The sequence below is a fragment of the Rhodococcus sp. KBW08 genome (assembly GCF_003852455.1).
Classification (GTDB): domain Bacteria; phylum Actinomycetota; class Actinomycetes; order Mycobacteriales; family Mycobacteriaceae; genus Rhodococcus_F; species Rhodococcus_F baikonurensis.
Genome location: NZ_QAJJ01000018.1, coordinates 483,732 through 509,461, shown reverse-complemented (window position 1 = coordinate 509,461; position 25,730 = coordinate 483,732). Strand labels below are relative to the sequence as shown.

The 25,730-nt window shown below is 63.9% G+C and carries 26 protein-coding genes; 15 read left to right on the top strand and 11 right to left on the bottom strand.

Features of this window, described 5'->3' with window-relative positions:
* Positions 1–59 precede the first annotated feature (59 nt).
* Positions 60–335: an Lrp/AsnC family transcriptional regulator gene (locus tag DBV08_RS26205; protein ID WP_003941677.1), complete on the top strand. Its 276-nt coding sequence runs from the start codon at positions 60–62 to the stop codon at positions 333–335.
* 8 nt (positions 336–343) lie between these two features.
* On the opposite strand, the gene trpD is transcribed toward DBV08_RS26205, so the two are convergent.
* Complete coding sequence (gene trpD, locus DBV08_RS26200) at positions 344–1,435, bottom strand: anthranilate phosphoribosyltransferase (RefSeq protein ID WP_124569343.1); 1,092 nt, start codon at positions 1,433–1,435, stop codon at positions 344–346.
* 112 nt (positions 1,436–1,547) lie between these two features.
* Positions 1,548–2,036 carry a hypothetical protein gene (locus DBV08_RS26195; RefSeq protein WP_124569342.1) on the bottom strand — a complete coding sequence of 163 codons (489 nt, stop codon included), beginning with the start codon at positions 2,034–2,036 and terminating at the stop codon, positions 1,548–1,550.
* 127 nt (positions 2,037–2,163) lie between these two features.
* Here DBV08_RS26195 and DBV08_RS26190 point away from each other — a divergent pair, with 127 nt between their 5' ends.
* From DBV08_RS26190 to DBV08_RS26175, 4 genes are all read left to right on the top strand, one after another.
* Positions 2,164–2,775 (top strand): heme-copper oxidase subunit III, encoded by a 612-nt coding sequence (locus tag DBV08_RS26190; RefSeq protein ID WP_095969859.1) that lies wholly within the window; start codon positions 2,164–2,166, stop codon positions 2,773–2,775.
* Between the two features lie 64 nt (positions 2,776–2,839).
* Positions 2,840–3,691 (top strand): cytochrome c, encoded by an 852-nt coding sequence (locus tag DBV08_RS26185; RefSeq protein WP_003941682.1) that lies wholly within the window; start codon positions 2,840–2,842, stop codon positions 3,689–3,691.
* The gene (locus DBV08_RS26180; protein WP_007730058.1) at positions 3,688–4,830 is read left to right on the top strand and encodes a ubiquinol-cytochrome c reductase iron-sulfur subunit; all 1,143 of its coding nucleotides are present in this window, start codon (positions 3,688–3,690) and stop codon (positions 4,828–4,830) included. The genes DBV08_RS26185 and DBV08_RS26180 overlap by 4 nt, the downstream gene beginning before the upstream one ends.
* 59 nt (positions 4,831–4,889) lie before the next feature.
* Positions 4,890–6,494: a cytochrome bc complex cytochrome b subunit gene (locus DBV08_RS26175; RefSeq protein WP_007730057.1), complete on the top strand. Its 1,605-nt coding sequence runs from the start codon at positions 4,890–4,892 to the stop codon at positions 6,492–6,494.
* 145 nt (positions 6,495–6,639) lie between these two features.
* Here DBV08_RS26175 and DBV08_RS26170 read toward each other — a convergent pair whose 3' ends face one another.
* A complete protein-coding gene (locus DBV08_RS26170) occupies positions 6,640–6,936 on the bottom strand; it encodes an antibiotic biosynthesis monooxygenase (RefSeq protein WP_124569341.1) in 297 nt (98 codons plus the stop codon).
* A gap of 66 nt (positions 6,937–7,002) precedes the next feature.
* Here DBV08_RS26170 and DBV08_RS26165 point away from each other — a divergent pair, with 66 nt between their 5' ends.
* The gene (locus DBV08_RS26165; RefSeq protein WP_095969857.1) at positions 7,003–7,392 is read left to right on the top strand and encodes a DUF3224 domain-containing protein; all 390 of its coding nucleotides are present in this window, start codon (positions 7,003–7,005) and stop codon (positions 7,390–7,392) included.
* Between the two features lie 102 nt (positions 7,393–7,494).
* Here DBV08_RS26165 and DBV08_RS26160 read toward each other — a convergent pair whose 3' ends face one another.
* Together DBV08_RS26160 and DBV08_RS26155 are read right to left on the bottom strand one after the other, a co-directional pair.
* Positions 7,495–7,911: a cytochrome c oxidase subunit 4 gene (locus DBV08_RS26160; RefSeq protein ID WP_003941723.1), complete on the bottom strand. Its 417-nt coding sequence runs from the start codon at positions 7,909–7,911 to the stop codon at positions 7,495–7,497.
* Between the two features lie 39 nt (positions 7,912–7,950).
* Complete coding sequence (locus DBV08_RS26155; RefSeq protein ID WP_124569340.1) at positions 7,951–9,015, bottom strand: cytochrome c oxidase subunit II; 1,065 nt, start codon at positions 9,013–9,015, stop codon at positions 7,951–7,953.
* A gap of 319 nt (positions 9,016–9,334) precedes the next feature.
* On the opposite strand from DBV08_RS26155, the gene asnB reads away from it, so the two are divergent.
* Positions 9,335–11,260: an asparagine synthase (glutamine-hydrolyzing) gene (gene asnB, locus DBV08_RS26150; protein ID WP_019748911.1), complete on the top strand. Its 1,926-nt coding sequence runs from the start codon at positions 9,335–9,337 to the stop codon at positions 11,258–11,260.
* 63 nt (positions 11,261–11,323) lie between these two features.
* On the opposite strand, the gene DBV08_RS26145 is transcribed toward asnB, so the two are convergent.
* The 3 genes from DBV08_RS26145 to DBV08_RS26135 all read right to left on the bottom strand — a co-directional run bounded on the left by DBV08_RS26145 (position 11,324) and on the right by DBV08_RS26135 (position 14,065).
* Positions 11,324–12,301, bottom strand: a complete 978-nt coding sequence (locus tag DBV08_RS26145) for a carbohydrate kinase family protein (RefSeq protein WP_124569339.1) — start codon at positions 12,299–12,301, stop codon at positions 11,324–11,326.
* Between the two features lie 196 nt (positions 12,302–12,497).
* Positions 12,498–12,848, bottom strand: coding sequence for an iron-sulfur cluster assembly accessory protein (locus DBV08_RS26140; RefSeq protein WP_007730053.1), 351 nt, complete (start codon positions 12,846–12,848; stop codon positions 12,498–12,500).
* A gap of 149 nt (positions 12,849–12,997) precedes the next feature.
* On the bottom strand, positions 12,998–14,065 hold the full coding sequence (locus DBV08_RS26135; protein ID WP_124569338.1) for a glycerate kinase: 1,068 nt from the start codon (positions 14,063–14,065) through the stop codon (positions 12,998–13,000).
* A 134-nt stretch (positions 14,066–14,199) separates the two neighbouring features.
* Here DBV08_RS26135 and DBV08_RS26130 point away from each other — a divergent pair, with 134 nt between their 5' ends.
* From DBV08_RS26130 to DBV08_RS26105, 6 genes are all read left to right on the top strand, one after another.
* The gene (locus DBV08_RS26130; RefSeq protein ID WP_007730051.1) at positions 14,200–14,856 is read left to right on the top strand and encodes a DUF3043 domain-containing protein; all 657 of its coding nucleotides are present in this window, start codon (positions 14,200–14,202) and stop codon (positions 14,854–14,856) included.
* Positions 14,857–14,858: 2 nt separating this feature from the next.
* Entirely contained in the window at positions 14,859–15,446 is a 588-nt protein-coding gene (gene cobU / locus DBV08_RS26125; protein ID WP_260395765.1) for a bifunctional adenosylcobinamide kinase/adenosylcobinamide-phosphate guanylyltransferase, read from the top strand.
* The gene (gene cobT / locus DBV08_RS26120) at positions 15,443–16,591 is read left to right on the top strand and encodes a nicotinate-nucleotide--dimethylbenzimidazole phosphoribosyltransferase (protein ID WP_124569337.1); all 1,149 of its coding nucleotides are present in this window, start codon (positions 15,443–15,445) and stop codon (positions 16,589–16,591) included. Before cobU ends, cobT begins: the two co-directional genes overlap by 4 nt.
* Before the next feature lie 2 nt (positions 16,592–16,593).
* On the top strand, positions 16,594–17,361 hold the full coding sequence (locus tag DBV08_RS26115; protein WP_080656754.1) for an adenosylcobinamide-GDP ribazoletransferase: 768 nt from the start codon (positions 16,594–16,596) through the stop codon (positions 17,359–17,361).
* A gap of 9 nt (positions 17,362–17,370) precedes the next feature.
* On the top strand, positions 17,371–18,345 hold the full coding sequence (locus DBV08_RS26110) for a GlxA family transcriptional regulator (RefSeq protein WP_124569336.1): 975 nt from the start codon (positions 17,371–17,373) through the stop codon (positions 18,343–18,345).
* 126 nt (positions 18,346–18,471) lie between these two features.
* Positions 18,472–19,293: a dienelactone hydrolase family protein gene (locus DBV08_RS26105; protein WP_124569335.1), complete on the top strand. Its 822-nt coding sequence runs from the start codon at positions 18,472–18,474 to the stop codon at positions 19,291–19,293.
* Here the strand turns inward: DBV08_RS26105 and DBV08_RS26100 are convergent.
* Together DBV08_RS26100 and gcvT are read right to left on the bottom strand one after the other, a co-directional pair.
* Positions 19,287–20,390 carry a branched-chain amino acid aminotransferase gene (locus DBV08_RS26100; RefSeq protein WP_095969850.1) on the bottom strand — a complete coding sequence of 368 codons (1,104 nt, stop codon included), beginning with the start codon at positions 20,388–20,390 and terminating at the stop codon, positions 19,287–19,289. The genes DBV08_RS26105 and DBV08_RS26100 overlap by 7 nt on opposite strands.
* Positions 20,391–20,422: 32 nt before the next feature.
* A complete protein-coding gene (gene gcvT / locus DBV08_RS26095; RefSeq protein ID WP_095969849.1) occupies positions 20,423–21,523 on the bottom strand; it encodes a glycine cleavage system aminomethyltransferase GcvT in 1,101 nt (366 codons plus the stop codon).
* Between the two features lie 158 nt (positions 21,524–21,681).
* On the opposite strand from gcvT, the gene DBV08_RS26090 reads away from it, so the two are divergent.
* On the top strand, positions 21,682–23,199 hold the full coding sequence (locus DBV08_RS26090; RefSeq protein ID WP_095969848.1) for a leucyl aminopeptidase: 1,518 nt from the start codon (positions 21,682–21,684) through the stop codon (positions 23,197–23,199).
* A 55-nt stretch (positions 23,200–23,254) separates the two neighbouring features.
* Here DBV08_RS26090 and DBV08_RS26085 read toward each other — a convergent pair whose 3' ends face one another.
* Positions 23,255–23,605, bottom strand: a complete 351-nt coding sequence (locus DBV08_RS26085) for a hypothetical protein (protein WP_003941713.1) — start codon at positions 23,603–23,605, stop codon at positions 23,255–23,257.
* A gap of 364 nt (positions 23,606–23,969) precedes the next feature.
* Between DBV08_RS26085 and sucB the strand changes: the two genes are divergently transcribed.
* Entirely contained in the window at positions 23,970–25,706 is a 1,737-nt protein-coding gene (gene sucB / locus DBV08_RS26080) for a 2-oxoglutarate dehydrogenase, E2 component, dihydrolipoamide succinyltransferase (protein WP_124569334.1), read from the top strand.
* The last annotated feature ends 24 nt before the right edge of the window (positions 25,707–25,730 follow it).

Here is a 25,730-nt window from a genome sequence, read left to right as displayed (position 1 = left end):
CCCTAAGCTCGATCGAAACCACCGGGTCATCACAACCCACCGGGAAATCGAGGAGAGAAATGATCAACGCCATCGTCATGATTCACGCCGAGTCCGCTCGGATCCCGGAAACCGCGCAGGCCGTCGCCGACCTGTCCGGGGTGACGGAGGTCTACTCGTGCGCAGGTGACGTCGACTTGATCGCCATCGTGAAGGTACGTGACCACGCCCAGATCGCCGACGTCGTCACCGGAGGAATCAACAAGGTGCCCGGCGTTCTCCGAACCGCCACACACATCGCCTTCCAGTCATTTTCCAGCGCAGACGTCGAGGCCGGATTCTCTCTGGGTGAATAGTCCGTCGATCAGGCTTGGTCGGCCAGCTGGGCGGTGAGCGCCGCCCACTTGTGAAGCAGTTCAGCGCCCGCGCCGCTGTCGATCGCGGCAGCGGCTGCAGTCATCCCGGCCGAGATCGCACCCTCGAGATCGTCACCGACACCGTTGAACGCCGCGATAGCCGCTCCCGCGTTCAGCAAGACCGCGTCTCGGACCGGCCCCTTCTGCCCGGACAGCAGCGTTCGGGCGACGGTGGCGTTGATGTCGGCGTCTCCTCCGCGTAACTCTTCGAGAGGAACGCGGTCGATTCCGAGGTCACGCGGATCCAGCGTGACAGTTCGCACACTTCCACCTCCGACGATGTGAACCGTCGAAGTCGTCGATGTGGTCAGTTCGTCGAGTCCGTCGTCGCCACGCACCACCAACGCCGAATTACCGCGCTGAGCAAGGACTCCCGCGACGACCGAGATCAGCTTCGGAAATGCGCACCCGATAAGCCCGGCACGCGGACGAGCCGGATTGGTCAGCGGACCGAGAACGTTGAATGCCGTCGGGATGCCGATTTCCTTGCGAGGTACCGCCGCAAAGCGCAGTGCGGGATGGAAGACCGGCGCGAAACAGAAGCCGATGCCGACCTCTTCGACGCACCTCGCAACCTGCTCCGGCCCGAGGTTGATGCGAACTCCGAGCGCCTCGAGCACGTCAGCGCCACCACTCTTGGACGAAGCAGCGCGGTTGCCGTGCTTGACGACTCGCACACCGGACGAGGCGACCACGATCGAGGCCATCGTCGAGATGTTCACCGTGTTCGAGCGGTCACCACCCGTGCCGACGATGTCGACGACGTCGGAATCGACCGGCACGCGTCTGGAGTGTTCGAGCATCGCGGCGGCGAGCCCTTCCAACTCCGCGGGGGTTTCGCCCTTCATCTTCAAGCCGACGCCGAAAGCAGCGATCTGAGCGGAGGTGGCATTGTCCGACATGATTTCGCCCATCGCCCAGCGACTGTCGGCTTCCGACAAGTCACTGCCGTCCGTGAGCAATCCGAGAATCATCGGCCATGACCGCACCACTGCACTCGAATCGACGTTCACGGCGTTGGTTGCGTCGGTGCCGGCCATAGTGCCTTGGTCCCCTGTCGTCCATGTGGGCTGTGTTCGTGCTGTCATTTCGAGCTGTCGATGACCCTCGCAGCCTAGTCAGTGAGGTAGCGAGGAAACCGAATAGGGCCGCTCAGGACTTTCGGCGACCGCGTTTGGGCGGCGCCTCCGCGAGAACCGGGGGCTGGAGCGCGTCCCACCCGGCGACCGAACCACCGAGCCGCTGCGCCAGACCGGCCATTCGTGAACGCTCCTGGGAGCAATGCAGCGCGTCGAGCACCTGGACCCGCTCGAAGATGACGCGAACCGAATTCTCGACCGCCTGAGCCACGTCCTCGGGCCGACTCGCGCCTCGCACGTATCCGTCCTGGGCGACGATGCTCTCGGCATCGGCAACCGAGTCCTCCGGAAGGTCGAGATGGTGCCGCAGAACCACTTCGGACTCCGCCATGAACTCCGGCTCGGTGGAGGCGGCACGTTCGAGAGCCGTCGAGCTCGCCTCGGCGTCGTCGAAGCCTTCGGCGACGACGACCAGATCCGACCGCCCTGCATCGAGCGGTGTCGGAATCTTCGTGCCGAAAATTCTCAGGAACCACGGTCTACTCTTGTGTGTAGCTGCCATCGCGCCAGCATATTCCGACCACGCCACCAGCGCGTTCGCCGCCCGATCCCGCGAACTCGAGCCGAGCGACGCGCCGATGGTGGACCCGAGTGGTCGTCTCTTACGACGAAGCGTCATACTTCTGTCTGTGACGAGCGCAGTAGGGACTTCAGGATCGGCAATCACCCAACGCGTGCACTCGCTGAACCGGCCGAATATGGTCAGCGTTGGCACCATCGTGTGGTTGTCAAGTGAGCTCATGTTCTTCGCAGGGCTCTTTGCCATGTACTTCGTGGCACGAGCTCAGGCGAACGGAAATTGGCCGCCGGAGCCAACCGAATTGAACCTGTATCTGGCCGTGCCGGTGACTTTGGTGCTTATCGCATCGTCGTTCACCTGCCAGATGGGTGTCTTCGCGGCTGAGCGTGGCGACGTCTTCGGACTTCGTCGCTGGTACACCATCACCTTGGTCATGGGGGCGTTCTTCGTCACCGGCCAGGGTTACGAGTACTACCACCTCGTGCACGAGGGCACCACGATTTCGAGCAGCGTGTACGGCTCGGTGTTCTACATGACCACCGGCTTCCACGGTCTGCACGTCATCGGCGGTCTCATCGCCTTCGTCTTCTTGATCGCACGTACCCGGGTCAGCAAGTTCACGCCCGCCCAGGCCACCGCCGCGATCGTTGTTTCGTACTACTGGCACTTTGTCGACATCGTGTGGATCGCGCTGTTTGCCACGATTTATTTCATCCGTTAATCAGCTGTACGCCCCAGGCAGCCCCTGACGTCCAGTTCCGTCCCGACATACCAAAGGGATACAGATGAGTTCATCCCCCCCTCCCGCATCCGATAACTCAGCGAATGCCGCGAAGTCGCGTCGCCAGCGGAAAATCCGCCGGCGCGTCACTGGCGCGCTCGTATTGATGATGGGATTGATCAGCGCAGGTTTCCTCGCTTCGGCGTTGACACCAGCTCCGCAGGTTGCGACCGCCAGTGACGATTCAGCAGCCCTGATTCGTGAAGGCAAGCAGCTGTACGACACGTCATGCATCACGTGCCACGGCGCGAACTTGCAGGGCGTGCAGGACCGCGGTCCCAGCCTCATCGGCGTCGGCGAAGCAGCCGTGTACTTCCAGGTCTCCTCTGGTCGTATGCCCGCAGCTCGCAACGAGGCCCAGGCTGCACGCAAGGACCCCAAGTTCGATGCTGCGCAGACCGACGCCCTCGGCGCTTTCATCCAGGCCAACGGCGGCGGCCCGACGCTCATCCGCGACGAGAACGGCGAAATCGCCCAGTCCTCGCTGCGCGGTGGCGACGTCGGACGCGGCAGTGAGCTCTTCCGGCTCAACTGCGCGTCGTGCCACAACTTCACCGGCCGCGGTGGCGCACTGTCCTCGGGCAAGTACGCCCCGGTCCTGGATCCGGCCAGCGAGCAGCAGATCTACGCTGCCATGGTTACCGGCCCCCAGAACATGCCGAAGTTCTCGGATCGTCAGCTGACGATCGAGGAGAAGAAGGACATCATCGCCTACGTCAAGTCGTCGGGCGAGTCGAAGGACCCCGGTGGGTACGGGCTCGGTGGCCTCGGTCCGGCCTCTGAGGGTCTCGCCATGTGGGCCGTCGGAATCATCGCTGTCGTCGGTGCAGCATTGTGGATCGGAGCAAGGTCATGAGCGACGCTGGCCAGCATGGCGGCGATACGCCTAAGAAGTACACAGATGAAGAGCTCGACGCGATGTCACGCGACGACCTGGTCAAGCTGGGTACCAATCTCGATGGCGTCGACGTCGTCTACCGCCGTGATCGTTGGTCGGTAAAGGGCACCAGGGCGGAAAAGCGCGCCGAGCGCAACGTCGCCTTCTGGTTCGGCCTCGCCGGCGTTTCGGCGATCGCGTTCATCGCGATCTACCTGTTCTGGCCCTGGGAGTACGCAGGCGCCGGTGACGAGAACTACGGCAAGTACAGCCTCTACACCCCGCTGATCGGCTTGACCATGGGTCTGGCGATCCTCGGCGTCGGCATCGGTGCCGTTCAGTTCACCAAGAAGTTCATCCCCGAAGAGGTCTCGATCCAGGACCGCCACGACGGTGGTTCCACCGAGGTCGATCGTCGCACGATCGTCGCCGAACTCGGCGACACCCTCGAGACGTCCACCCTCCCCCGCCGCAAGGCCATCAAGCGCAGCTTGATGTTCGGTGGTGGCGCACTCGGCGTCATGATGGTCATGCCTCTCGGCGGACTCATCAAGAACCCGTGGGCCAAGGGCGACGACTCACCACTGTGGGTGTCCGGCTGGACCCCGAACTACCCGGGCGAGACCATCTACCTGCGTCGTGACACCGGCCGTCCCGAGGACATCGTCCTCGTTCGCCCGGAAGATCTCGATGCCGGTTCGATGGAAACGGTCTTCCCGTTCCGCGAGTCCGACCGTGGCGACGAGCATGCTCTGCTCGCAGCACTGCGCGGCATTCGTAACTCGGTGATGCTCATCCGCCTCCGCACGGAAGACACCGCACGTGTCACCAAGCGCAAGGGCCAGGAAAGCTTCAACTACGGCGACTACTTCGCGTACTCGAAGATCTGCACCCACCTGGGTTGCCCCACCTCGCTCTACGAACAGCAGAGCAACCGTATTCTGTGCCCCTGCCACCAGTCGCAGTTCGACGCACTGACCTACGGCAAGCCGATCTTCGGTCCCGCTGCTCGCGCACTTCCGCAGTTGCCTATTACAGTGAACGAAGAGGGCTTCCTGGTCGCCGACGGTGACTTCATCGAAGCACTCGGCCCGGCATTTTGGGAGCGTCGACCGTGACCACAACAACAACCAAACCGTCCAAGATCAGCGCGGCAGCGGCTGGACAAGCGGAGGCTATGGACTCCCGCTACCACCTCGCTGCAGGCATGCGCCGGCAGATCAACAAGGTCTTCCCGACGCACTGGTCCTTCATGCTCGGCGAGATCGCGCTCTACAGCTTCGTGATCCTGCTGATCTCCGGTGTGTTCTTGACGCTGTTCTTCGATCCGTCGATGGCACACGTCGTCTACCAGGGCGCGTACCAGCCGCTTCGCGGTGTCACGATGTCTCGCGCCTACGAGACGACCCTGAACATCTCCTTCGAGGTGCGCGGCGGTCTCTTCGTTCGCCAGATTCACCACTGGGCTGCACTGATGTTCGCGGCGTCGATCATCGTTCACCTCGCTCGCATCTTCTTCACCGGCGCATTCCGTCGCCCGCGTGAAGCGAACTGGGTCATCGGCTGCCTGCTGCTCATCCTGGCGATGTTCGAAGGCTTCTTCGGCTACACCATCCCCGACGACCTGCTCTCGGGCACCGGCCTTCGCGCCGCCTTCGGTGGTATCACGATGAGTATCCCGATCGTCGGTACCTGGATGCACTGGCTGATCTTCGACGGCGACTTCCCCGGCGACCTCATCATTCCGCGCCTCTACGTCGCTCACGTGCTGCTGTTCCCGGGCATCATCCTGGCCCTGATCGCCGGCCACCTCGCGTTGGTCTGGTACCAGAAGCACACGCAGTTCCCCGGCCCCGGCCGTACGGAACAGAACGTCGTAGGCGTCCGCATCCTCCCGGTCTTCGCAATGAAGGGTGGCGCGTTCTTCGCCATGACCTTCGGCGTGCTCGCACTGCTCGGTGGTCTGTTCCAGATCAACCCCGTGTGGAACATCGGTCCGTACAACCCGTCTCAGGTCTCGGCTGGTTCCCAGCCCGATATCTACATGATGTGGACGGACGGCCTCGCTCGACTGTGGCCGGCGTGGGAGATCTACCTGTTCAACCGCTACACGATCCCCGCAGTGTTCGCCGTCGCCCTGATCATGGGTCTCGTCTTCGCACTGTTGATCGCGTACCCGTGGATCGAGAAGCGTCTCACCGGAGACGACGCTCACCACAACATCCTGCAGCGCCCGCGCGACGTGCCGGTCCGTACCGCTATCGGTGCGATGTCCATCGCGTTCTACCTGGTGCTCACGATCTCCTGCATCAACGACATCATCGCGTACCACCTGCACATCTCGCTGAACGCAATGACGTGGATCGGCCGTATCGGCATGGTCATCCTTCCGCCCATCGCGTACTTCGTGACGTACCGGTTCTGCATCGGCCTGCAGCGCAGTGACCGTGCAGTCCTCGAGCACGGCATCGAGACCGGCATCATCAAGCGGATGCCGAACGGCCAGTACATCGAGATCCACCAGCCGCTCGGCCCCGTCGACGAGCACGGACACCCGATCCCGCTCGAGTACCAGGGTGCTGCCGTCCCGAAGAAGATGAACAAGCTCGGCCTCGCCGGCAAGCCCGGCAGCGGTAGCCTGATCACCGCTGACCCAGTCGAGGAGAGCGAGGCTCTCGAAGCCGCTCATCACGAAGCTGAGCACGAGCAGCTTCAGATCCTTCTGGACTACCAGAACCGAACCAACGGCAAGTCCGATGGTTCCAGTGGAGAACTCCACTAGGAACGACAGCTGACGAGTGAGGCCCCGAACCNNGGTTCGGGGCCTCACTCGTTCTCTGAGCAATTCGGTATGGACGCCCCCCCATTGGGTCACCACTCCCCCGCCGCGACGTCTGAGTCCCGGCAGCAGCGGGATTTACACCCTTCTAGGCTTCGAGCACCGGCGAATAGTGCTCCACTGTCGGGAACGGCTCGTAGAAGTGATGGAGGAGTTCTCGCCACCGCTGGTAGCCCGCGGACTGACGGAACCCGACAGTGTGCGATTCCAGGTCGCTCCACTCGACGAGCAGGAGATACCGCTCCGGCGCTTCCAGACAGTGCGAGAGCCGCAGCCTGATGAATCCGGGAACCTCGGAGATGATGGTTCGGGCCACGTCGAACGCGGCCTCGAATTGCGCTGACTGCGACGGATCGACCTGCAGGACGGCATGTTCGAGGATCATCTACGGAGTGTTGCACGTTCTCTCGAGTCCCCTCGAAGCCTTGCCGGCTGGTGAGATACTCGGACCATGACATCTCATGCACGCGGCACCTTCGAGATCGATCTTCGACCTGCCGATCCTGAGCTCTCCGGGCGCGTCGGGCGCTTCGAGTTCGACAAGACGTTCATCGGCGGCATCGAAGGTACATCGACCGGCCTCATGCTGTCCGCCGGCGATCCGAGCAGCGGTGAAGCCGGCTACGTCGCCCTGGAGGTAGTCACCGGGCAGGTCGACGAAGCTGTGGGATCGTTCGCACTACAGCAGTTCGGTCAGATGATCGACGGAACGCAGAAGCTTCTGTACGAGATCGTGCCGGGGTCCGGAACCGGTGAGCTGAAGGGTATCTCGGGCACTCTCGAGCTCGAGATCGTCGACGGGCTGCATCGCTACGACCTCGAATACGTGCTCCACCATTGAGCGGTTGTCGATCGCACCCTCGTACCACCGAAACTCTCATATACGACAACAGAGGCGCCGTACCCGGGTGGGTGCGGCGCCTCTGTTCGAGTGCGGGTGAAACTAGTGCTTCTCGGGTCCGGTGTAGTACTCGAACACCAGGCCTGCAGCGGCGGCCAGCACACAGACAACTGCGACTGCGATGAGCCACGGCTGGAAGTAGGCCAGCGACACTGCTGCGAGTGCAGCGGCGGCAGCAAGCAGGATCGGCCAGAAGCTACCGGGGCTGAAGAAGCCCAGTTCTCCTGCACCATCCGAGATTTCAGCGTCGTCGTAGTCCTCGGGACGGGTGTCCAGACGACGAGCGACGAAGCGGAAGTAGGTACCCACGATGAGCGTCAGACCTGCAGACAGGACGATGGCCGTCAGTCCGGCCCACTCGATACCTGTGCGTGACAGAGCGGTGAACACTCCGTAGATGATCGCGACGAGAATGAAGAACATCGTCAGGATCTCGAAGAGCTTGGCTTCGATCTTCATATCAGCACTTGTCCTTGTTCAGTGAAGAGGCTGGCCGGCTCAGTTGCCTGCAGTGGCGACGGTTGCCTGACGGTACTCGCGGTCGGTGTTGAACGGCGTGGTCGACGTAGCCACCGGCGACTGACCGATTGCCTGCAGAGCCTCAGCGGTCGTCAGACCACCCTTGCCCTCCGCGTCACCCTTGCGCAGTTCGATGTACTTGGCGAAGTCCTCGGGCGAAACCGCACGAACCTCGAAGTTCATCATCGCGTGGAACGTGCCACACATTTCTGCACAACGCCCGACGAACGCGCCTTCCTTCTCGATCTCACTGATCTGGAAGATGTTGTCCGAGTGGTTCTCCTTGGGGTTCGGGAGAACGTCGCGCTTGAACAGGAACTCAGGCACCCAGAAAGCGTGGATGACGTCCGAGGAAGCGAGTTCGAACTGGATCCGCTTGCCGGTGGGCAGAACGAGGATCGGGATCTCCTGGCTGGAGCCGACGGTCTCGATCTTGTCGTAGTGCAGGTAGCTCAGGTCCTCGGTGCTGTTGCCGTGGATCGGGCCGGGAACTTCTTCGCCGTGATCGTTGACAGTGGAGCCCTTGGTCTTGGCAGCCTCTTCGGCCTCGACGTCGATTCCGTTGTACTTGGCGGAGCCGTCACCGAACTCGATGGAGCGGTAGCCGAACTTCCAGTTCCACTGGAAGGCCGTGACGTCTACGACGACGTCGGGATTGTCCGTCTTGTCCAGAACATGGTTCTGAACGATGACGGTGAAGTAGAAGAGAACCGCGATGATGACGAAGGGAACTGCCGTGTAACCGAGTTCGAGCGGCACGTTGTATGCCGTCTGGCGCGGGAATTCCGGCGAGTCCTTCTTCTTACGGTGGAAGATGACGGCCCAGAAGACCAGCCCCCACACCAGCACACCCATGACGAGGGCGGCTACAACCGACCACGTCCACAGCTCACGCATGCGCGTCGCCTCCGGGGTGATGCCCGAAGGCCACCCGAAACGAAGCACTTCGTTGTCGATGGAGCAACCCGACAGCAGCAAGGCAGCAATGCCCAGAGATACTGCCAGCCCCGCTCGCCGAAGGATCCGACCTTGCGCCACGTTCACGCCTTCCTGATCGCCACAAAATTCAACTAGGGCACGCCCGGAGGGAAGGCCCAATTACTACGCAGCGTAGACCAAAGCCGGGCGCTATCCATCCTCGGGTCCTCGCCCGTGTCGCGGCGGACGTCACACAGCTCTCTCAGGTGCTGCTCAGGAACGGCTCAGGTCGTTTCGGCGACGCACATCACGTCGATTCGTTCCGCCGCGATCGGCAGGGACGTCGATCTGCGGCATACTTTCGACAAGAGTTCGTTGACCTCTCCCCGACACTCGTGTCCGGGAGCCTTCTGTACAAAAATTCTGAATCGAGGAACCGGACGCTGTGTGTGGACTGCTCGGGCTACTGACATCTGGCGGAACCAGCGAGGACGCCGTCTCGCGGGTCGACCAGGCGATGCATTGCCTTCGTCACCGCGGGCCGGACGAACACGGGACGTGGAATGACGACCATCTCGTCTTCGGGTTCAACCGCCTGGCGATCATCGACATCGCTCATTCCCACCAGCCGCTGCGTTGGGGCCCGCCGGAGAACCCGGAGCGTTATGCGCTCACGTTCAACGGCGAGATCTACAACTACTTGGAGATCCGTGCCGAACTGGTCAAGGACCACGACGCCAAGTTCTTCACCGAGGGCGACTCCGAGGCCATCGTCGCTGCATTCCACTACTGGGGTGAGGATGCGGTCCGGCGCCTGCGCGGAATGTTCGCGTTCGCGATCTGGGACACCGACACACGCGAGCTGTTCATCGCACGCGATCCGTTCGGTATCAAGCCACTCTTCATTGCGACCGGAGCCGGCGGCACCGCGTTCGGCAGTGAGAAGAAGAGTCTGCTCGAACTCACCGATCTGATCGGCATCGGCACCGAGCTGGATCCGCGCGCCATCGAGCACTACACCGTTCTGCAGTACGTACCGGAGCCGGAAACACTGCACAAGGAGATCCGACGCCTGGAGTCGGGCAGCTTCGCTCGGGTGCGTCCGGGCGAGGAGCCCACGTTCACGCGGTACTTCACACCGAAGTTCCCGGCCAAGCCTTTTGCACCGGGCACCGAGAAGGCGCGCTACCAGGAAATCGCCGAAGCACTCGAGGATTCGGTCGCCAAGCACATGCGCGCCGACGTCACCGTCGGCTCGTTCCTCTCCGGCGGTATCGACTCCACCGCGATCGCGGCATTGGCGATGCGCCACAACCCAAACCTGATCACCTTCACGACCGGTTTCGAACGTGAGGGCTATTCCGAGGTCGACGTCGCGGCAGAATCCGCCGCAGCGATCGGCGCGAAGCACGTCGTCAAGGTGGTCTCCCCCGCCGAGTTCGCCGCTGCCATTCCCGAGATCGTCTGGTACCTCGACGACCCGGTGGCCGATCCGGCATTGATTCCGCTGTGGTTCATCGCGAAGGAAGCACGCAAGCACGTCAAGGTCGTGCTGTCCGGCGAGGGCGCCGACGAGCTGTTCGGCGGTTACACGATCTACCGTGAGCCGTTGTCGCTCAAGCCGTTCGAGTACCTTCCCAAGGGATTGCGTCGCGCTGCGGGCAAGTTGTCCGAACGCATCCCGGACGGCACCCGCGGCAAGAGTCTGCTCAACCGCGGTTCGTTGACCCTCGAGGAGCGCTACTACGGCAACGCTCGTAGCTTCAACGACGCTCAGCTCCGCGCCGTCCTGCGCGATTTCCGTCCGGAGTGGACTCACCAGGACGTCACCGCGCCGATCTACGCGCAGTCCCGGGACTGGGATCCGGTTGCCCGGATGCAGCATCTCGACCTGTTCACGTGGCTGCGAGGCGACATCCTCGTCAAGGCCGACAAGATGACGATGGCCAACTCGCTGGAGCTGCGTGTGCCGTTCCTCGATCCCGAGGTCTTCGACGTCGCGTCACGCGTACCGCTCGATCAGAAGATCACGAAGGACACGACCAAGTACGCGCTGCGTCAGGCCTTGGAAGGCATTGTGCCGCACCATGTTCTGCACCGCGCCAAGCTCGGATTCCCGGTTCCGCTTCGCCACTGGCTGCGCGGAACCGAGCTCTTCGACTGGGCACATCTGCAGATCGAGGAGTCGGGAACCGACCACATCTTCGACAAGCAGGCCGTGGTGAAGATGCTCAACGATCACCGAGAGGGCGTGTCCGACCACAGCCGACGCCTGTGGACCGTCCTGACTTTCATGGTCTGGCACGGAATCTTCGTGGAGAAGCGCATCGTGCCGCAGATCCAGGAACCGGTGTACCCGGTCAACATCTAGGCCTTCGGCCCCGTGAGCGGTTAGGGAGTCTCCGGACTCCTCAACCACTCACGGGGCGGAGCGCTACTTCGGCAGGATCGTCGCGATCTCGTCCGCTGCCGCGCTGCCGTACGCCTCCGTGAGACGCTTGAGCGCCTCGTCGCGGTTGAACACCCACTCCTGGGTTCCGACGGTCTCGAGGACCAATACAGCAACCAGAGATCCCAGTTGTGCGGCTCGCTCGAAGCTCAGGCCGGCACCGTGGGCGAGCAGGAAGCCGGCACGGAAGCCGTCGCCGACGCCCGTCGGATCAACCTTGCCGGTCTCGGGCACTACGTCGACGCGCACCCAGTTGCCTTCGGCATCAACAATTTCCACACCCTTGGAGCCGAGGGTGGTGACTCGGATACCGACCTGCGCGCGGATCTCTTCTTCGCTCAGACCCGTCTTCTGCTGAAGCAGACCCCACTCGTACTCGTTGGTGAACAGGTACTTCGCGCCGTGGATGAGCGCCTTGGCCTCGTCACCGGACAAGCGGGCAAGCTGCTGCGACGGATCCGCAGCGAACGGAATCCCGAGCGCGCGGCATTCGTCGGTATGGCGAACCATGGCCTCGGGGTCGTTGGCGCCGATCAGTACCAGATCGAGCGCACCCGCGGTCTTGGACACCGCAGCGAGTTCGATCTCGCGGGCCTCGCTCATCGCACCGGGGTAGAACGACGCGATCTGCGCCATGTCCTCGTCGGTGGTGCACACGAAACGCGCGGTGTGCGCCTTGTCCGAAATGCGGACGGCACTGCAGTCGACGCCGTTGTCCTCGAGCCACGTGCGGTATTCGGCGAAATCCGCACCGACCGCGCCGACGAGCAGCGGCGATCCACCGAGCACGCCCATGGCGTAGGCGATGTTGCCGCCGACGCCACCGCGGCGAATCACGAGGTCGTCCACCAGGAAACTCAGAGAAATGTGGGCGAGCTGATCGGCGAGGAGCTGATCGGCGAAGCGGCCGGGAAAGCGCATCAAGTGGTCGGTGGCGATGGAACCGGTTACCGCAATAGTCACGGATCGTGGCCTTTCAGCGAAGTGAGTACAAGAATGAAAGAGGAGCAAAAGTTCACGTTACCGCCCGTAGCGCCGTCTTCGGCGTCCGAGCCGTCAGTTCGGAACGGTCTACGTACGAGTCACCACAAACAACTGACGCGAAACCGAATGTCGGTTCCGCGTCAGTTGTTCGTGAATTTAGTTGTGATCGACGGACTCAGTTGAACGAGTCACCGCAGGCACAAGAGCCTGTTGCATTGGGGTTGTCGATCGAGAAGCCCTGCTGCTCGATGGTGTCGAGGAAGTCGATGGACGCACCTTCGACGTACGGCGCGCTCATCCGGTCGACAACCAGGTTGACGCCGTTGAAGTCGACGGTGAGGTCACCGTCGAGTGTGCGGTCGTCGAAGAACAGCTGGTACTTCAGGCCGGCACAGCCGCCGGGCTGCACTGCAATACGCAGCGCGAGGTCGTCGCGCCCCTCCTGATCGAAGAGGGCCTTCGCCTTGGCGGATGCGGCCTCGGTCATCTTGACGCCGTGGGTGGCGGTCTCGTTCTGCACAGTCATGGGCTCTCCCTAATGTTCGTACCAACCCGTGAACGCTTCAACGGTACGCCGCTGCCGACTTATTCCCGCCAGTCCTTACCGGGTGCGATTCGTCTTCATCCTATCCGGTCTTCCCGACACGGCAACGGCGCGTCGACGCTCGTGGATCCTCAGCTCGGGCCGCCGCGCCAGATGTTCCACTCGCGTGCCGTGTGTTCGGCGAGTCCCTCGAGACACGCCGACGCTTCCTTCATCGCACGGTCCACCGACCCGGCGAACTCCGTCACCGATTTCGCCGCGGCTATCGAGGTCGACCCATAGTCCGTCTCGGCGAGCGTCACCTGACCGGCAAAGACGAGCGTCGGAACGCTATGGGCCGCCCCGGCCGACGCGAGCGCAGTGACGAGTTTGCCTCGCAGAGATTGGTGGTCGAACTTACCTTCACCAGTGATCACCAGGTCAGCCGATGCCAATAGCGCTGCCTGCCCGGTGCGCTCGGCGACGACGTCGGCCCCGGATCGCCGCTGTGCACCGAGCGCGAACAACGCAGCACCGATACCACCCGCGGCGCCGGCTCCCGGAAATTCCGACACTCGCTGTCCGGTGACGGACTCCAATTGCTCGGCCCACGTCGCATTCCGCGCTTCGAGAACGGCAACGGCCTCGGCGTCGGCACCTTTTTGCGGGCCGAACACCGCTGCCGCACCATGCTCGCCGAGAAGAACGTGCTCTACGTCGGTGGCTGCGACCAACCGAACGCCCTCCGTGGCCGCCGTCGCCGCCTCCAAGCCGCCCAGCGCCTCCACCAGCCCACGTCCCCCGTCCGTGCAGCAACTCCCGCCGAGTCCGACCACAATCGTCCTCGCGCCGGCATCGAGGGCGAGCGCGATCAGTTCTCCGACACCGCGACTGTGCGCTGCGAGCGCACTCTCGCGCGTCGGCGGTCCTTCGAGTAGACCGAGCCCGACGGCCTGAGCGGACTCGATGTACGCCGTGCCCGAATCGAACAGCCACTGCGCGTCGACGCTCGAGGTCAACGGTCCGGACACCCGCGCGGACCGGACGGCACCTCCGGCTGTTGCCAACACGTCGACGAATCCCGGTCCGCCGTCGGATTGTGGCGCGGTGACGACGTCGTCGCCGGGTCGACCGCGCCGCCAACCGGCAGAAATGGACTCGGCCGCCGCGACGGCAGTCAGGGTTTCGCCGAATGAATCCGGAGCAACTATTACCCGCATAACCGAAGTCTAAGAGTCCCGAATGACCCCGATGTTTCACGATCTCGCGCGTTTCAACGTCTCGGGCGATCGAGTTTTTCAGAAAGACCGAGGTCGGTTTCCCAGACCATGCACTTATCCAATAGCCTGGAGGTGTGAAATTGCTACGCCGCGGTGACTCAGACAACTCCGACAAACGTGACGTCGAGGGCACTGAGGCATCCTCGGCCTCCGAAGAGGCGCCCATCGAGCAGGTGGGCAAGGGCCGCCCTACACCCAAGCGTCGCGACGCCGAGGCGAAGAGGCGTGGCCCCGTTGCTCCTGCCCCGCTGACCGCGAAGGAAGCCCGCGCCCGCCGCAAGGCGACCCGCGGCTCCAAGGAGGACCGCAAGGCCGAAGCCGCCGAGCGTCGCGCTTCGTCGGCAGACCGCCGCGCCCGCATGCTCGCCGGCGAGGACAAGTACCTGCTCCCCCGCGACAAGGGACCGGTTCGCGCCTACGTCCGTGATTTCATCGACGCTCGCCGCAACCTCGTCGGGCTGTTCATGCCGCTCGCATTGATCCTCATCATGACGATGTTCGTCACGCCCGCGCTCCAGCAGATCGTCACGCTGGCAATGCTCGTGATGATGCTCTTCATGGTCGGTGAAGGCATCTGGCTCGGTCGCATGATCAACAACCGCGTCGCCGAGCGCTTCCCCGACAGCACCGACGGCGGATTCAAGCTCGGCTGGTACGCGTTCGTTCGCGCGTCGCAGATCCGTAAGCTGCGCGCACCGAAGCCTCGTGTGGGGCCGGGCGACGCAATCTGAGCGTGACGAACACGTATAGAACTTTGGTCCTCGGCGGCGCGCGGTCTGGTAAGTCCGCGCACGCCGAGGATTTGGTTTGTGCAGGCCAATTACCCGAGCGTTCGGTGCCGATCCGGTACCTGGCGACAGCCAGACGCGATGTCTCCGACGCAGACTGGGAAAGCCGGATCGACCAGCACCGCAACAGACGGCCTTCTCATTGGTCGACGGTCGAAACCGCAGACGCGGGTGACCTCGCGGCGCAACTCGAAAGCGATTCACACACAGCGACGTTGGTCGACGATCTGGGAACGTGGCTGACCACGGAACTTGATCGTCAGAGCGCCTGGGACGCACCGCGCGGCACCATCACTCCCGCGGCGGACAGCCTTGTCGCCAGCGTCGAGAACTACCGCGGTCCCCTGGTGCTGGTCAGCCCCGAAGTGGGTTTGGCCGTCATCCCCGAGACTCGGTCGGGACGATTGTTCCGCGACGAGATCGGCACCCTCAACGCTCGTATCGCCGCGGTGTGCGATCGTGTCGTACTAGTGGTTGCGGGGTTACCGCTCATCTTGAAAGATACTGCTGCACAACCGGAAGGCGCGATGTGAGTACCGAGGCCAGTCCAGATGCCAACCCTGACGTCGCTCCCGTCAGTAGCGCCGACTTCGAACCCGTCACCCCACCCGACCGTGACGTGCGCGCGCAGGCCGACGCACGACAGCGTGATCTGACCAAGCCGGCCGGCTCATTGGGCCGATTGGAGGCTCTCGCCGGTTGGGCATCAGCCTGCCAAGGTGTTTGTCCCCCACATGCTTTCACCCGGCCTCGCGTCGTCGTCTTCGCCGGTGATCACGGAATCGCCCGCAACGGTGTCTCCGCCTATCCCCCGGAAGTGACCGCACAGATGGTCGCGAACTTCCTCGGGGGCGGCGCGGCAGTCAACGTCCTCGCCGAGGTTGCCGGCGCCACTGTTCGCGTCGTCGACATCGCAGTGGACGGCGATACCGATCCGTCCGTCTCGAGCCACAAGGTACGCAGATCTTCCGGGTCCATCGACCGCGAAGACGCCATGTCGAACGAGGAAACACTCCAGGCCATCGCCGCCGGCCGAGCGATCGCGGACGAGGAAATCGACGGGGGCGCAGATCTTCTCATCGCCGGCGACATGGGCATCGGCAACACGACGCCCGCCACCGTACTCATCGCCGCCCTCACGGACAGCGAACCTGTCGCGGTCGTGGGTCGAGGTACCGGTATCGACGACGCCGGATGGATCCGCAAGACCGCCGCAATTCGCGACGCTCTCCGGCGCGCCCGTCCGCACGTTCGCGACACAGTCGCGCTGCTGCGCACGTCTTCGGGTGCCGACCTCGCTGCAATGGCCGGCTTCCTGGCCCAGGCAGCTTCGCGTCGTACACCGGTGATCCTCGACGGTGTTGTCGTCACCGCAGCCGCCATGGTCGCCGACGAGTTGGCTTTCGGCGCACGTGAATGGTGGGTCGCCGGGCATCGCTCCACCGAACCCGCACACTCCATCGCATTGACGCGAATGGGTCTCGACCCGATCGTCGAGTTCGACATGCGACTCGGCGAGGGTTCAGGTGCAGTGACTGCGCTCCCGATTCTTCAGGGCGCCGTGGCAATCCTGAGCAAGATGGCGACATTCTCCGAAGCCGGTGTCAGCACTCAGGGCAGCGCACCTGCCGACGAATCCGAGTCGATCGACCTGACCAAGACCGATACGGCGGAGTGAGCGTGGCGGGCCCGCTGTCCGGAGTGCCGCTCGCATTCTCGTGGCTGACGGTTCTTCCGGTTCGCGGCCCCTCCGACATCGATCGCACGGCCGGTCGTCGCGCCATCGCGGCAGCTCCGCTCACCGGAATCGCTCTCGGCATTGCCGCGGCGTTCGTCCTCTGGGGCACAACCAGTATCGGCCTGAATCCCTATCTCGCAGGCTTGCTGACAGTAGGTGCGCTCGCTCTCGGCACCCGCGGGATGCACGTGGACGGACTGGCAGACTCCGTCGACGGACTGGGTTGTTACGGTCCCCCGGAGCGCGCCCGCGAAGTCATGCACAGCGGCGGTGCCGGACCGTTCGGGGTCGCGGCACTCTTCATCTTCCTCGGGCTGCAATCGGTCTCCTTCGGCGTCCTCGCTGTTGCCGACTCCCCCACGCAGTGGATCGCGGTGCTCGTATCTGTCGCCGCGGGTCGTGTGGCCGTCGTGTTCGCCTGCCGCCGAGGCATTCTCGCATCGAGCCCGAGCGGATTCGGTGCGCTCGTCGCCGATTCGCAACCGCTGTGGGCCGCAATCGTATGGTCGGTTCCGCTGATCGCCGCTTCTGCCTTTGCCACCGACCGGTGGTGGCTCGGCCCTCTCGTGACCGCGTCGGCGCTGCTGGTCAGTGTGCTGTGCGTGCGTCACTGCGTCCGCAGATTCGGCGGACTCAACGGAGATGTTCTCGGATTCGCGCTCGAACTCACGGTGACGCTGACGGCCGTCGGCCTCACTCTCGGACTGTGATCCGACGTCGTGCGAGTCGGAGTCCTTGCGTACGAAGGTTGCCTGGCGGCCGAGATCTTCGTTCTCACCGACCTTCTCCTGATCGCCAATCGCGTCGCTGACGGAGCGTCCACCGACCCCTTCGCGGTATCGGTCATCTCGGCGTCCGGCACGTCCGTCGTTGCGGCAGGCGGATTTTCGATCGGCGCACAGGAGTGGCATCACGACTTCGATCACCTGGTGGTGCCAGGGTTCGAGCTCGTACCGTCCGAAGACCCCGCGACGCGTTTGTCCCTGTGGGACAGAGAAATCGAGTTCATCCGTGCCAGCGAGGCTCGCGGCGTTCGGGTGTCGTCGGTCTGCGTCGGCGCGTATCTCCTGGGTGAGGCCGGACTGCTCGACGGACGCCGATGTACGACGTCGTGGCTGTACGGTACCGACCTCGCGAGTCGGTACCCCGGTGCGACGGTTCGAACCGAGTCTCTGATCGTCCATGACGACGGCGTCACCACCACTGCGGCGTTCACTGCCGCGCTCGACCTCGCAACAGCACTCGTGCGCGAGCATCTCGGCGACAAGATTGCGCGAACGACTGCAAGAATCACTCTGGCGCCGGAAAATCGAACCAGTCAATCTCCGTACATCGTCGACTCGATGCTGCCCGTCAATCACACACAGTTCGCCGACGACGTCGGAAGTTGGTTGGTCGAACGGATCGCGGAGCCATACGACTTGGATCTGCTGTCGGATGCTTTTCACCTCAGCACCCGAACCATGCTTCGGAAGTTCAAGGACGAGACCGGGGAATCGCCGCGCAGTTATCTGCAGCGTGCACGGATCCGAAAAGCGAAACGGTTGTTGGAATCGACCGACTGGTCTCTCGGAAAGATCCTGGGGCACATCGGCTATCAGGATCCTGGAACCTTCCGTCGCCTGTTCACCGACCGCGTCGGCATGAGCCCGGCCGACTACCGAAAGCGATTCCGCAACGGCGGCGCCGGATAGGCCCTACGTGGCGAGCCCGCCCGAAAACGTGGCGAACCGCCCTCTTCTGTAGTTGATCCCTCGCCGAAAGACTGTGCAGAGGAATTGTTTCGACTACCGAGAGGGCTCACCGTGCCGAACCGGAGCATGACCAGAGACGATCCGCTCGACGACTTCGACCGTCGAACGATCACCATCGACGCAGTGACGAAGTCCGTGTACGTGGCGGGCACCGGTCCCGCGGTAATTGTCATGCCGGAAATGCCGGGCATCAGCCCGCATGTTGCACGATTCGCCCGCTGGGTGCGCGACGCCGGCTTCACTGTCTTTGTTCCGTCACTGTTCGGCCGCGACGGAGCAGTCCCCACAGTGGACGAGGGTCTGACGGTATTCAAGAGGGCCTGCGTCAGTGCGGAGTTTCGCGCCCTCGCTGCCGACGAACCGAGCCCGGCGGTCCGTTGGCTGCGTTCACTCGCCGCTTCGGCCCATGTGGAATGCGGAGGCCCTGGCGTCGGAGTGATCGGGATGTGCTTCACCGGTAACTTCGCGTTGTCGATGATGCTAGAACCTTCGGTCGTTGCACCGGTTCTCGCCCAACCGTCGTTACCGCTCGATCGACCGGACGAAACCGACAGCGGGCCAGAAGAACTCGAAGCCGTGCGCTCCAGACTCGAGGCCGAAGACCTCACGGTGCTGGCATACCGCTTTCAAGGTGACCCGTTCTGCCGCGCACAACGATTCGCGGCCTACTCGAAGGCCTTGGGCGAGCGCTTCGTCGGGACGGTACTCCCCAACGAAGCGGCCAACGCGACAACGTCACCGTTCTTCGAACACGTCATCGCCAATCCACACAGCGTGGTGACGGCTCATCTCGTCGACGAGGCAGGGTCGCCCACCACTGTCGCTCGAGACGAGATTCTGCTGTTCTTCCGCGAGCGATTGCTCGCGGAACGAACCAGCGATCAGTGAAGCTTGGTCATCCAGCCGTGAGTGTCGGCGAAGGTGCCGCGCTGAATACCCGTGAGGGTGTCGCGCAGTGCCATCGTCACTTCACCCGGCTCGCCGTCGGCGATGGTGAACTCACCCTCGGCGGACTTCACGCGTCCGACGGGGGTGATGACTGCTGCTGTGCCACAAGCGAAGACCTCGGTGATTTCTCCGCTCTTGCACTTGGTCCGCCATTCGTCGGTGCTGATCTTGCGCTCTTCGACGGCAAAGCCGGAATCGGCAGCGAGGGCGAGCAGCGAGTTGCGCGTGATGCCGGGCAGCAACGAACCGGACAGCGACGGCGTCACGAGGCGAGCGTCGGGACCGGAACCGAAGACGAAGAACAGGTTCATTCCACCCATTTCCTCGACGTACGTGCGCTCGATGGCGTCGAGCCAGACCACCTGGTCGCAACCCTCGTCGGCAGCTTGCGCCTGGGCGAGGAGCGAAGCGGCGTAGTTGCCTGCGAACTTGGCTGCGCCGGTCCCGCCGGGGGCTGCGCGAACGTATTCGGTGGACAGCCACACACTGACCGGCTTCACCCCACGCGGGAAGTACGCCCCGGCGGGCGAGGCGATCAGCAGGTAGCGGTACTCGTCGGCGGGACGGACGCCGAGTCCGGCTTCGGTGGAGAACATGAACGGACGGAGGTAGAGCGCGTCCTCGCCGCCGGCAGCGGGAACCCAGTCGAGATCGACGTCGATCAGTTCGGTGATGGAATCGATGAACATCTGCGCCGGCAGTTCGGGCATGGCGAGACGGCGCGCAGATGCTGCGAAACGCTCGGCGTTGGCCTCGACGCGGAACGAGCTGATCTCGCCACCCGGCTGGCGGTATGCCTTGAGGCCCTCGAAGATGGCCTGTCCGTAGTGCAAAACCATTGCGGCCGGATCGAGCTCGATGTTTCCGTACGGCAACACCTGGGCGTCGTGCCAGCCCTTGCCTGCGGTGTAGTCGATCGAGACCATGTGGTCGGTGAAGTGCCGCCCGAAGCCGGGCGCCGCCAAAATGTCACGGCGCTCGGCGTCGGACTTCGGGGACGAGCTCTGAACACGAACGAAATCGGCGGCACCTGTCATGGGCGCAATCCTATCGAACGTGAAAAAGCTCTCTACTTGGTGTTGGTCTCCACGAACGGAGGAGAGACCACGACGCACCGAAGAGCGCGACCACGGACGTCGACTTCGATCTCGTCACCGGCCGCGACATTGGCTCCGGAATCCAGGAGCGCCAACGCAATTCCCACTTTGAGGGACGGTGAAAACGTTCCCGAGGTGGTCTCGCCGATTGCCTCGCCGTCACGCAGAACACCGAGGCCGGCCCGCAGCACACCGCGATCGAGAGCCTTGATCCCCCAGAGTTTGCGAGCCGGGCCGGCAGCCTTCTCGTCGGTCAAGGTCTCTTTGCCCCAGAATGTCGGCTTCTTCCAACCGATCGCCCATCCGCAGCGCGCTTCGAGCGGAGAAATCTCGAGCGAAAGCTCATGCCCGTGCAGCGGATAACCCATCTCGGTACGAAGAGTGTCGCGGGCGCCGAGCCCGGCGGCCTGCCCACCCTCGGCGCGCACTGCCTCGAGAAGCGCGCGGAACAACGGCTCGCTGTCCTCCCACCGCGGCAGGAGTTCGTAGCCGACCTCACCGGTGTAACCACTGCGGCACACACGAACGGGCACGCCGTTCCATTCCGCATCTTCGTACGCCATGTACTCGATCTCGGTGGGAAGTCCCAGCGCCGTCAGAACAGCCACCGATTTCGGACCCTGAACAGCAAGCACACCGTAGGCACGATGCTGATCCTCGACGGTGATTCCGTCCGGTGCCACAGCGACCAGCGCCGCAACGACGTCCGCGGTATTGGCAGCATTCGGGACGAGGAAGATCTCGTCGTCGCTGACGTAGTACGCGATGAGGTCGTCAATGACGCCACCGGACTCGTTGCAGCACAACGTGTACTGAGCCTTGCCCGGCCCGATCTTGTTCAGATCGTTGGTCAGTGCGGAGTTCACGAATTCTGCGGCGCCCGCGCCACGCACGACGGCCTTGCCGAGGTGACTGACGTCGAAGAGTCCGACATTCTCACGCACAGAGGTGTGTTCGGCCACGACGCCGGCGTAGGAAACCGGCATCTGCCACCCCCCGAACGGCGCGAACGTCGCACCGAGTTCGACGTGGACGGGGTGGATCGGGCCCTGCAACAGTTGTTCGTCGGTCATGGCCCACAACCTATCGGACTTCCCCGATCGAAACATGTCCGCAGCGAGAGCTCACCCGGCCGAGACGATCGCCCGTCCGCAAACTGCAAAGGGCCTAACATCGACTCAGGCATCCGCCAGAACCGGACGCATCGCACACTCACCTCACAGGAGACACCTTGAGCACTCGCACAGCCCGATCGTTGGGACCCGACCTCGTTCTCGCCGGCACAGTCGCCAAGCGCGCAGAGATATTGGTCGTCGGCCTGACGTCGGGTCCGGACGGCCCCGAAATCGCACTCAGCGAAGGCATCGTCGACGAGGACGTGCTTGCCGAGATCCTCGACAGCCTCATCGCCGTCGGCGCCACCGGCAAGCCCGAGCAGCTCACTCGCGTCCCGGCACCGAGCGCGCTGTCGGTCACCAGCGTCCTCGCCGTCGGACTCGGCTCCGCCGACAGGCTCGGCAGTGAGCAGATCCGCAAGTCCGCCGGCGCTGCGGCTCGCTCGCTGTCCGGCATCGACACCGTCGCAACCACGCTCTCGATCCTCGACCTCGGTGCCGCTGCTGAGGGATTTGCGTTGGGCGCGTACAGCTTCACCGAATTCAAGTCCTCGATGACGGCTCCCGGCCCTGATTCGCAGCCACTCGCCCGCGTCGAACTTCTGGTGCCATCGCCGCGCACGAAGGAGACCAAGGCAACGCTGGCACGGTCGGCTGCCATCGCCGAAGCCGTCGCCACCGCACGCGAGTTCGTCAACACTCCCCCCAGCCACCTCTACCCCGCCGAGTTCGCCGCGCGCGCGAAGGCACTGGGCGTCGAGGCCGGGCTCACCGTCCAGGTTCTCGACGAGAAGGCACTCGAGAAGGGTGGCTACGGCGGAATCATCGGCGTCGGCAAGGGCTCGTCACGCCAGCCTCGTCTCGTCCGGCTCGAATACGCGTCGAAGAAGCGTGGCGCCCGCAAGGTCGCGCTGGTGGGTAAGGGCATCACCTTCGACACCGGCGGAATCTCCATCAAGCCTGCCGCCGGTATGGAGAACATGACTTCGGACATGGGCGGCGCCGCAGCCGTCATCTCCACCGTCGTGCTTGCCGCAAAGCTCGGCCTGCCCGTCAACGTCGTCGCATACGTTCCGATGGCCGAGAACATGCCGTCCGCGACCGCGCAGCGTCCCGGCGACGTGTTGACCCAGTACGGCGGAATCACCATCGAGGTCGTCAACACCGACGCCGAGGGCCGTTTGATTCTTGCCGACGCGATGGTTCGCGCGGGTGAGGACAACCCCGACTACATGATCGACACCGCCACCCTGACCGGTGCGCAGATGGTCGCGCTCGGCAACCGCACCCCCGGCGTCATGGGCACGGACGAGTTCCGTGACCGTGTCGCCTCCATCTCGCAGAGCGTCGGCGAGAACGGCTGGGCCATGCCCCTGCCCGAAGAACTGCGCGGAGATCTCGACTCCAAGGTCGCCGACATGGCCAACGTCACCCCGCACCGCTGGGGCGGCATGCTGGTCGCAGCTCACTACCTCAAGGAATTCGTTCCCGAGGGTGTCCAGTGGGCGCACATCGACGTCGCAGGTCCGGCGTACAACACGTCAGGGCCGTGGGGTTACACCGGCAAGGGCGGCACCGGCGTTCCCGTTCGCACGATGATCTCGGTCCTGGAGGACATCGCGGTCAACGGCTGACCACCTGCTGTGCGCCTTTATCAACCCCCCGCGGTTAATAAAGGCGCACAGCAGTTCACGCGCCGTCGCGCAATTCCTGCTCCCGGGCCCGCTTGCGCTCGATGCGCTTACGCTCGTCGTGATCGCGCATACGCTGCGGATATCCCGTTTTGCGGACGTCGTAGACCGGGATCTTCAAGTCCTGTCCCAATTTGCGGGCACCGCGCTCGCCGCCGACTCGGCGACGAGTCCACTCCCCGTCCTTCGCTACGAGCACGACGGTCACCTCGGTCACCGTCGTCTGAGGTTCCACGTACGCCTCTACGCCTTCGTGCGAGTGCGCCCAATTGGCCAGATGATCCGCATCACTCTGCGCTGCGGCCTGGGCCGCACTCGGCGGACGCTTGAAACGATCGAACAGTCCCACGGTCGTACCCTCCTCGGTACCGACGCCGCGGATGCACCCCGGCGATATGTCAAGTTTGCCAGGCGATGTCCGTTGTGCCTGCGCACGACATACCGTTTGGTCCGCTTACGACGTTACAGTCGGACCCCCGACGCATACCTACTCGCCAGTAGCCGACACACCCGAAACGGACGGCATCCCCCTCATCGGACACGCCCGGCGTATCAATGGAAAGATGAACGACGGTGACGCCGCGCCCGCGCGTCGACATCGGCAAAATAGCTACAAGTAGCCGCACGTCGCGCGCCACTCGAGCACAATGCATTACGACCACAAGTCGACAAAATTCAACAACCCGAACACAACTGTCGAGGAGTCAAAAGACATGGCCTTCTCCGTCCAGATGCCAGCCCTAGGTGAGAGCGTCACCGAGGGAACTGTCACACGGTGGCTCAAGCAGGAAGGAGACACGGTCGAAGTCGACGAACCCTTGCTCGAAGTCTCCACGGACAAGGTCGACACCGAGATTCCGTCTCCCGTCGCCGGCGTCCTGACCAAGATCGTCGCGCAGGAAGACGACACCGTGGAAATCGGTGGCGAGCTCGCCCAGATCGGTGAAGCCGGCGAAGCCGCAGCACCCGAGGCAGAAGCACCCGCTCCCGCCGCAGAAGAAGCTCCCGCCGAGGAAGCCCCGGCTGCCGAGGCACCCGCCGAAGAAGCTCCCGCTGCCGAGGCACCCGCTGCTTCCGGTGGTTCCGCTGAAGGCACCGCCGTGACGATGCCCGCCCTCGGCGAGTCCGTCACCGAAGGCACCGTCACCCGCTGGCTCAAGGCCGTCGGCGACGAAGTTGCCGTCGACGAGGCGCTGCTCGAAGTCTCGACCGACAAGGTCGACACCGAGATTCCGTCTCCCGTCGCCGGAATCCTGCTCGAGATCAATGCGCAGGAAGACGACACCGTCGAAATCGGTGGCCAGCTGGCCGTCGTCGGATCCGGCGCACCCGCCGCGGCTCCGGCACCCAAGGCTGCTCCCGCAGCACCGGCCGCACCGCCGGCGCCCAAGGCTGAAGCACCCAAGGCCGAAGCGCCCAAGCCTGCTGCCGCACCGGCTGCGCCCGCTCCGAAGCCTGCTGCAGCTCCCGCACCGGCGGCTGCCCCCGCAGCTTCCGGCGACAGCAGCCCGTACGTCACCCCGCTCGTGCGCAAGCTCGCGACGGATAACGGCGTCGACCTCGCGACCGTCACCGGCACCGGCGTCGGCGGCCGCATCCGCAAGCAGGACGTGCTCGCCGCTGCCGAGGCCAAGAAGGCTCCCGCCGCCGCTGCTCCTGCTGCTGCAGCACCTGCGGCCGCACCGGCCGCCACCGCAGCCGCAGGCGTCCGACCGGAACTGGCACACCTGCGCGGAACCACGCAGAAGGCCAACCGCATTCGGCAGATCACGGCCACCAAGACACGTGAGTCGCTGCAGAACACCGCTCAGCTCACGCAGACCTTCGAGGTGGACGTCACCAAGATCGTCGCCCTGCGGGCCCGCGCCAAGGCCGGCTTCATCGAGCGCGAAGGCGTCAACCTGACGTTCCTTCCGTTCTTCGCCAAGGCAGTCGTCGAGGCGCTGAAGTCGCACCCGAACATCAACGCCAGCTACGACGAGGCTGCCAAGCAGATCACCTACTACGACGCTGAGCACCTCGGCATCGCAGTGGACACCGATCAGGGCTTGCTCTCCCCCGTCATCCACAACGCCGGCGATCTCGGCCTTGCCGGCTTGGCCCGCGCCATCGCCGACATCGCGAAGCGTGCACGCTCGGGTGGCCTAAAGCCGGACGAGCTCTCGGGTGGAACGTTCACCATCACCAACATCGGCAGCCAGGGCGCGCTGTTCGACACCCCGATCCTGGTACCGCCGCAGGCGGCCATGCTCGGAACCGGCGCTATTGTCAAGCGTCCGATGGTGGTCACCGACGAGAACGGCAACGAGTCCATCGGCGTTCGCTCGATGATCTACTTGCCGCTTACCTACGATCACCGTCTCGTCGACGGTGCCGACGCGGGCCGATTCCTCACCACTGTGAAGCAGCGGTTGGAAGAAGCCTCGTTCGAAGCTGATCTGGGCTTGTAAGCATCTGCTCGGCCGGCCGGGGCG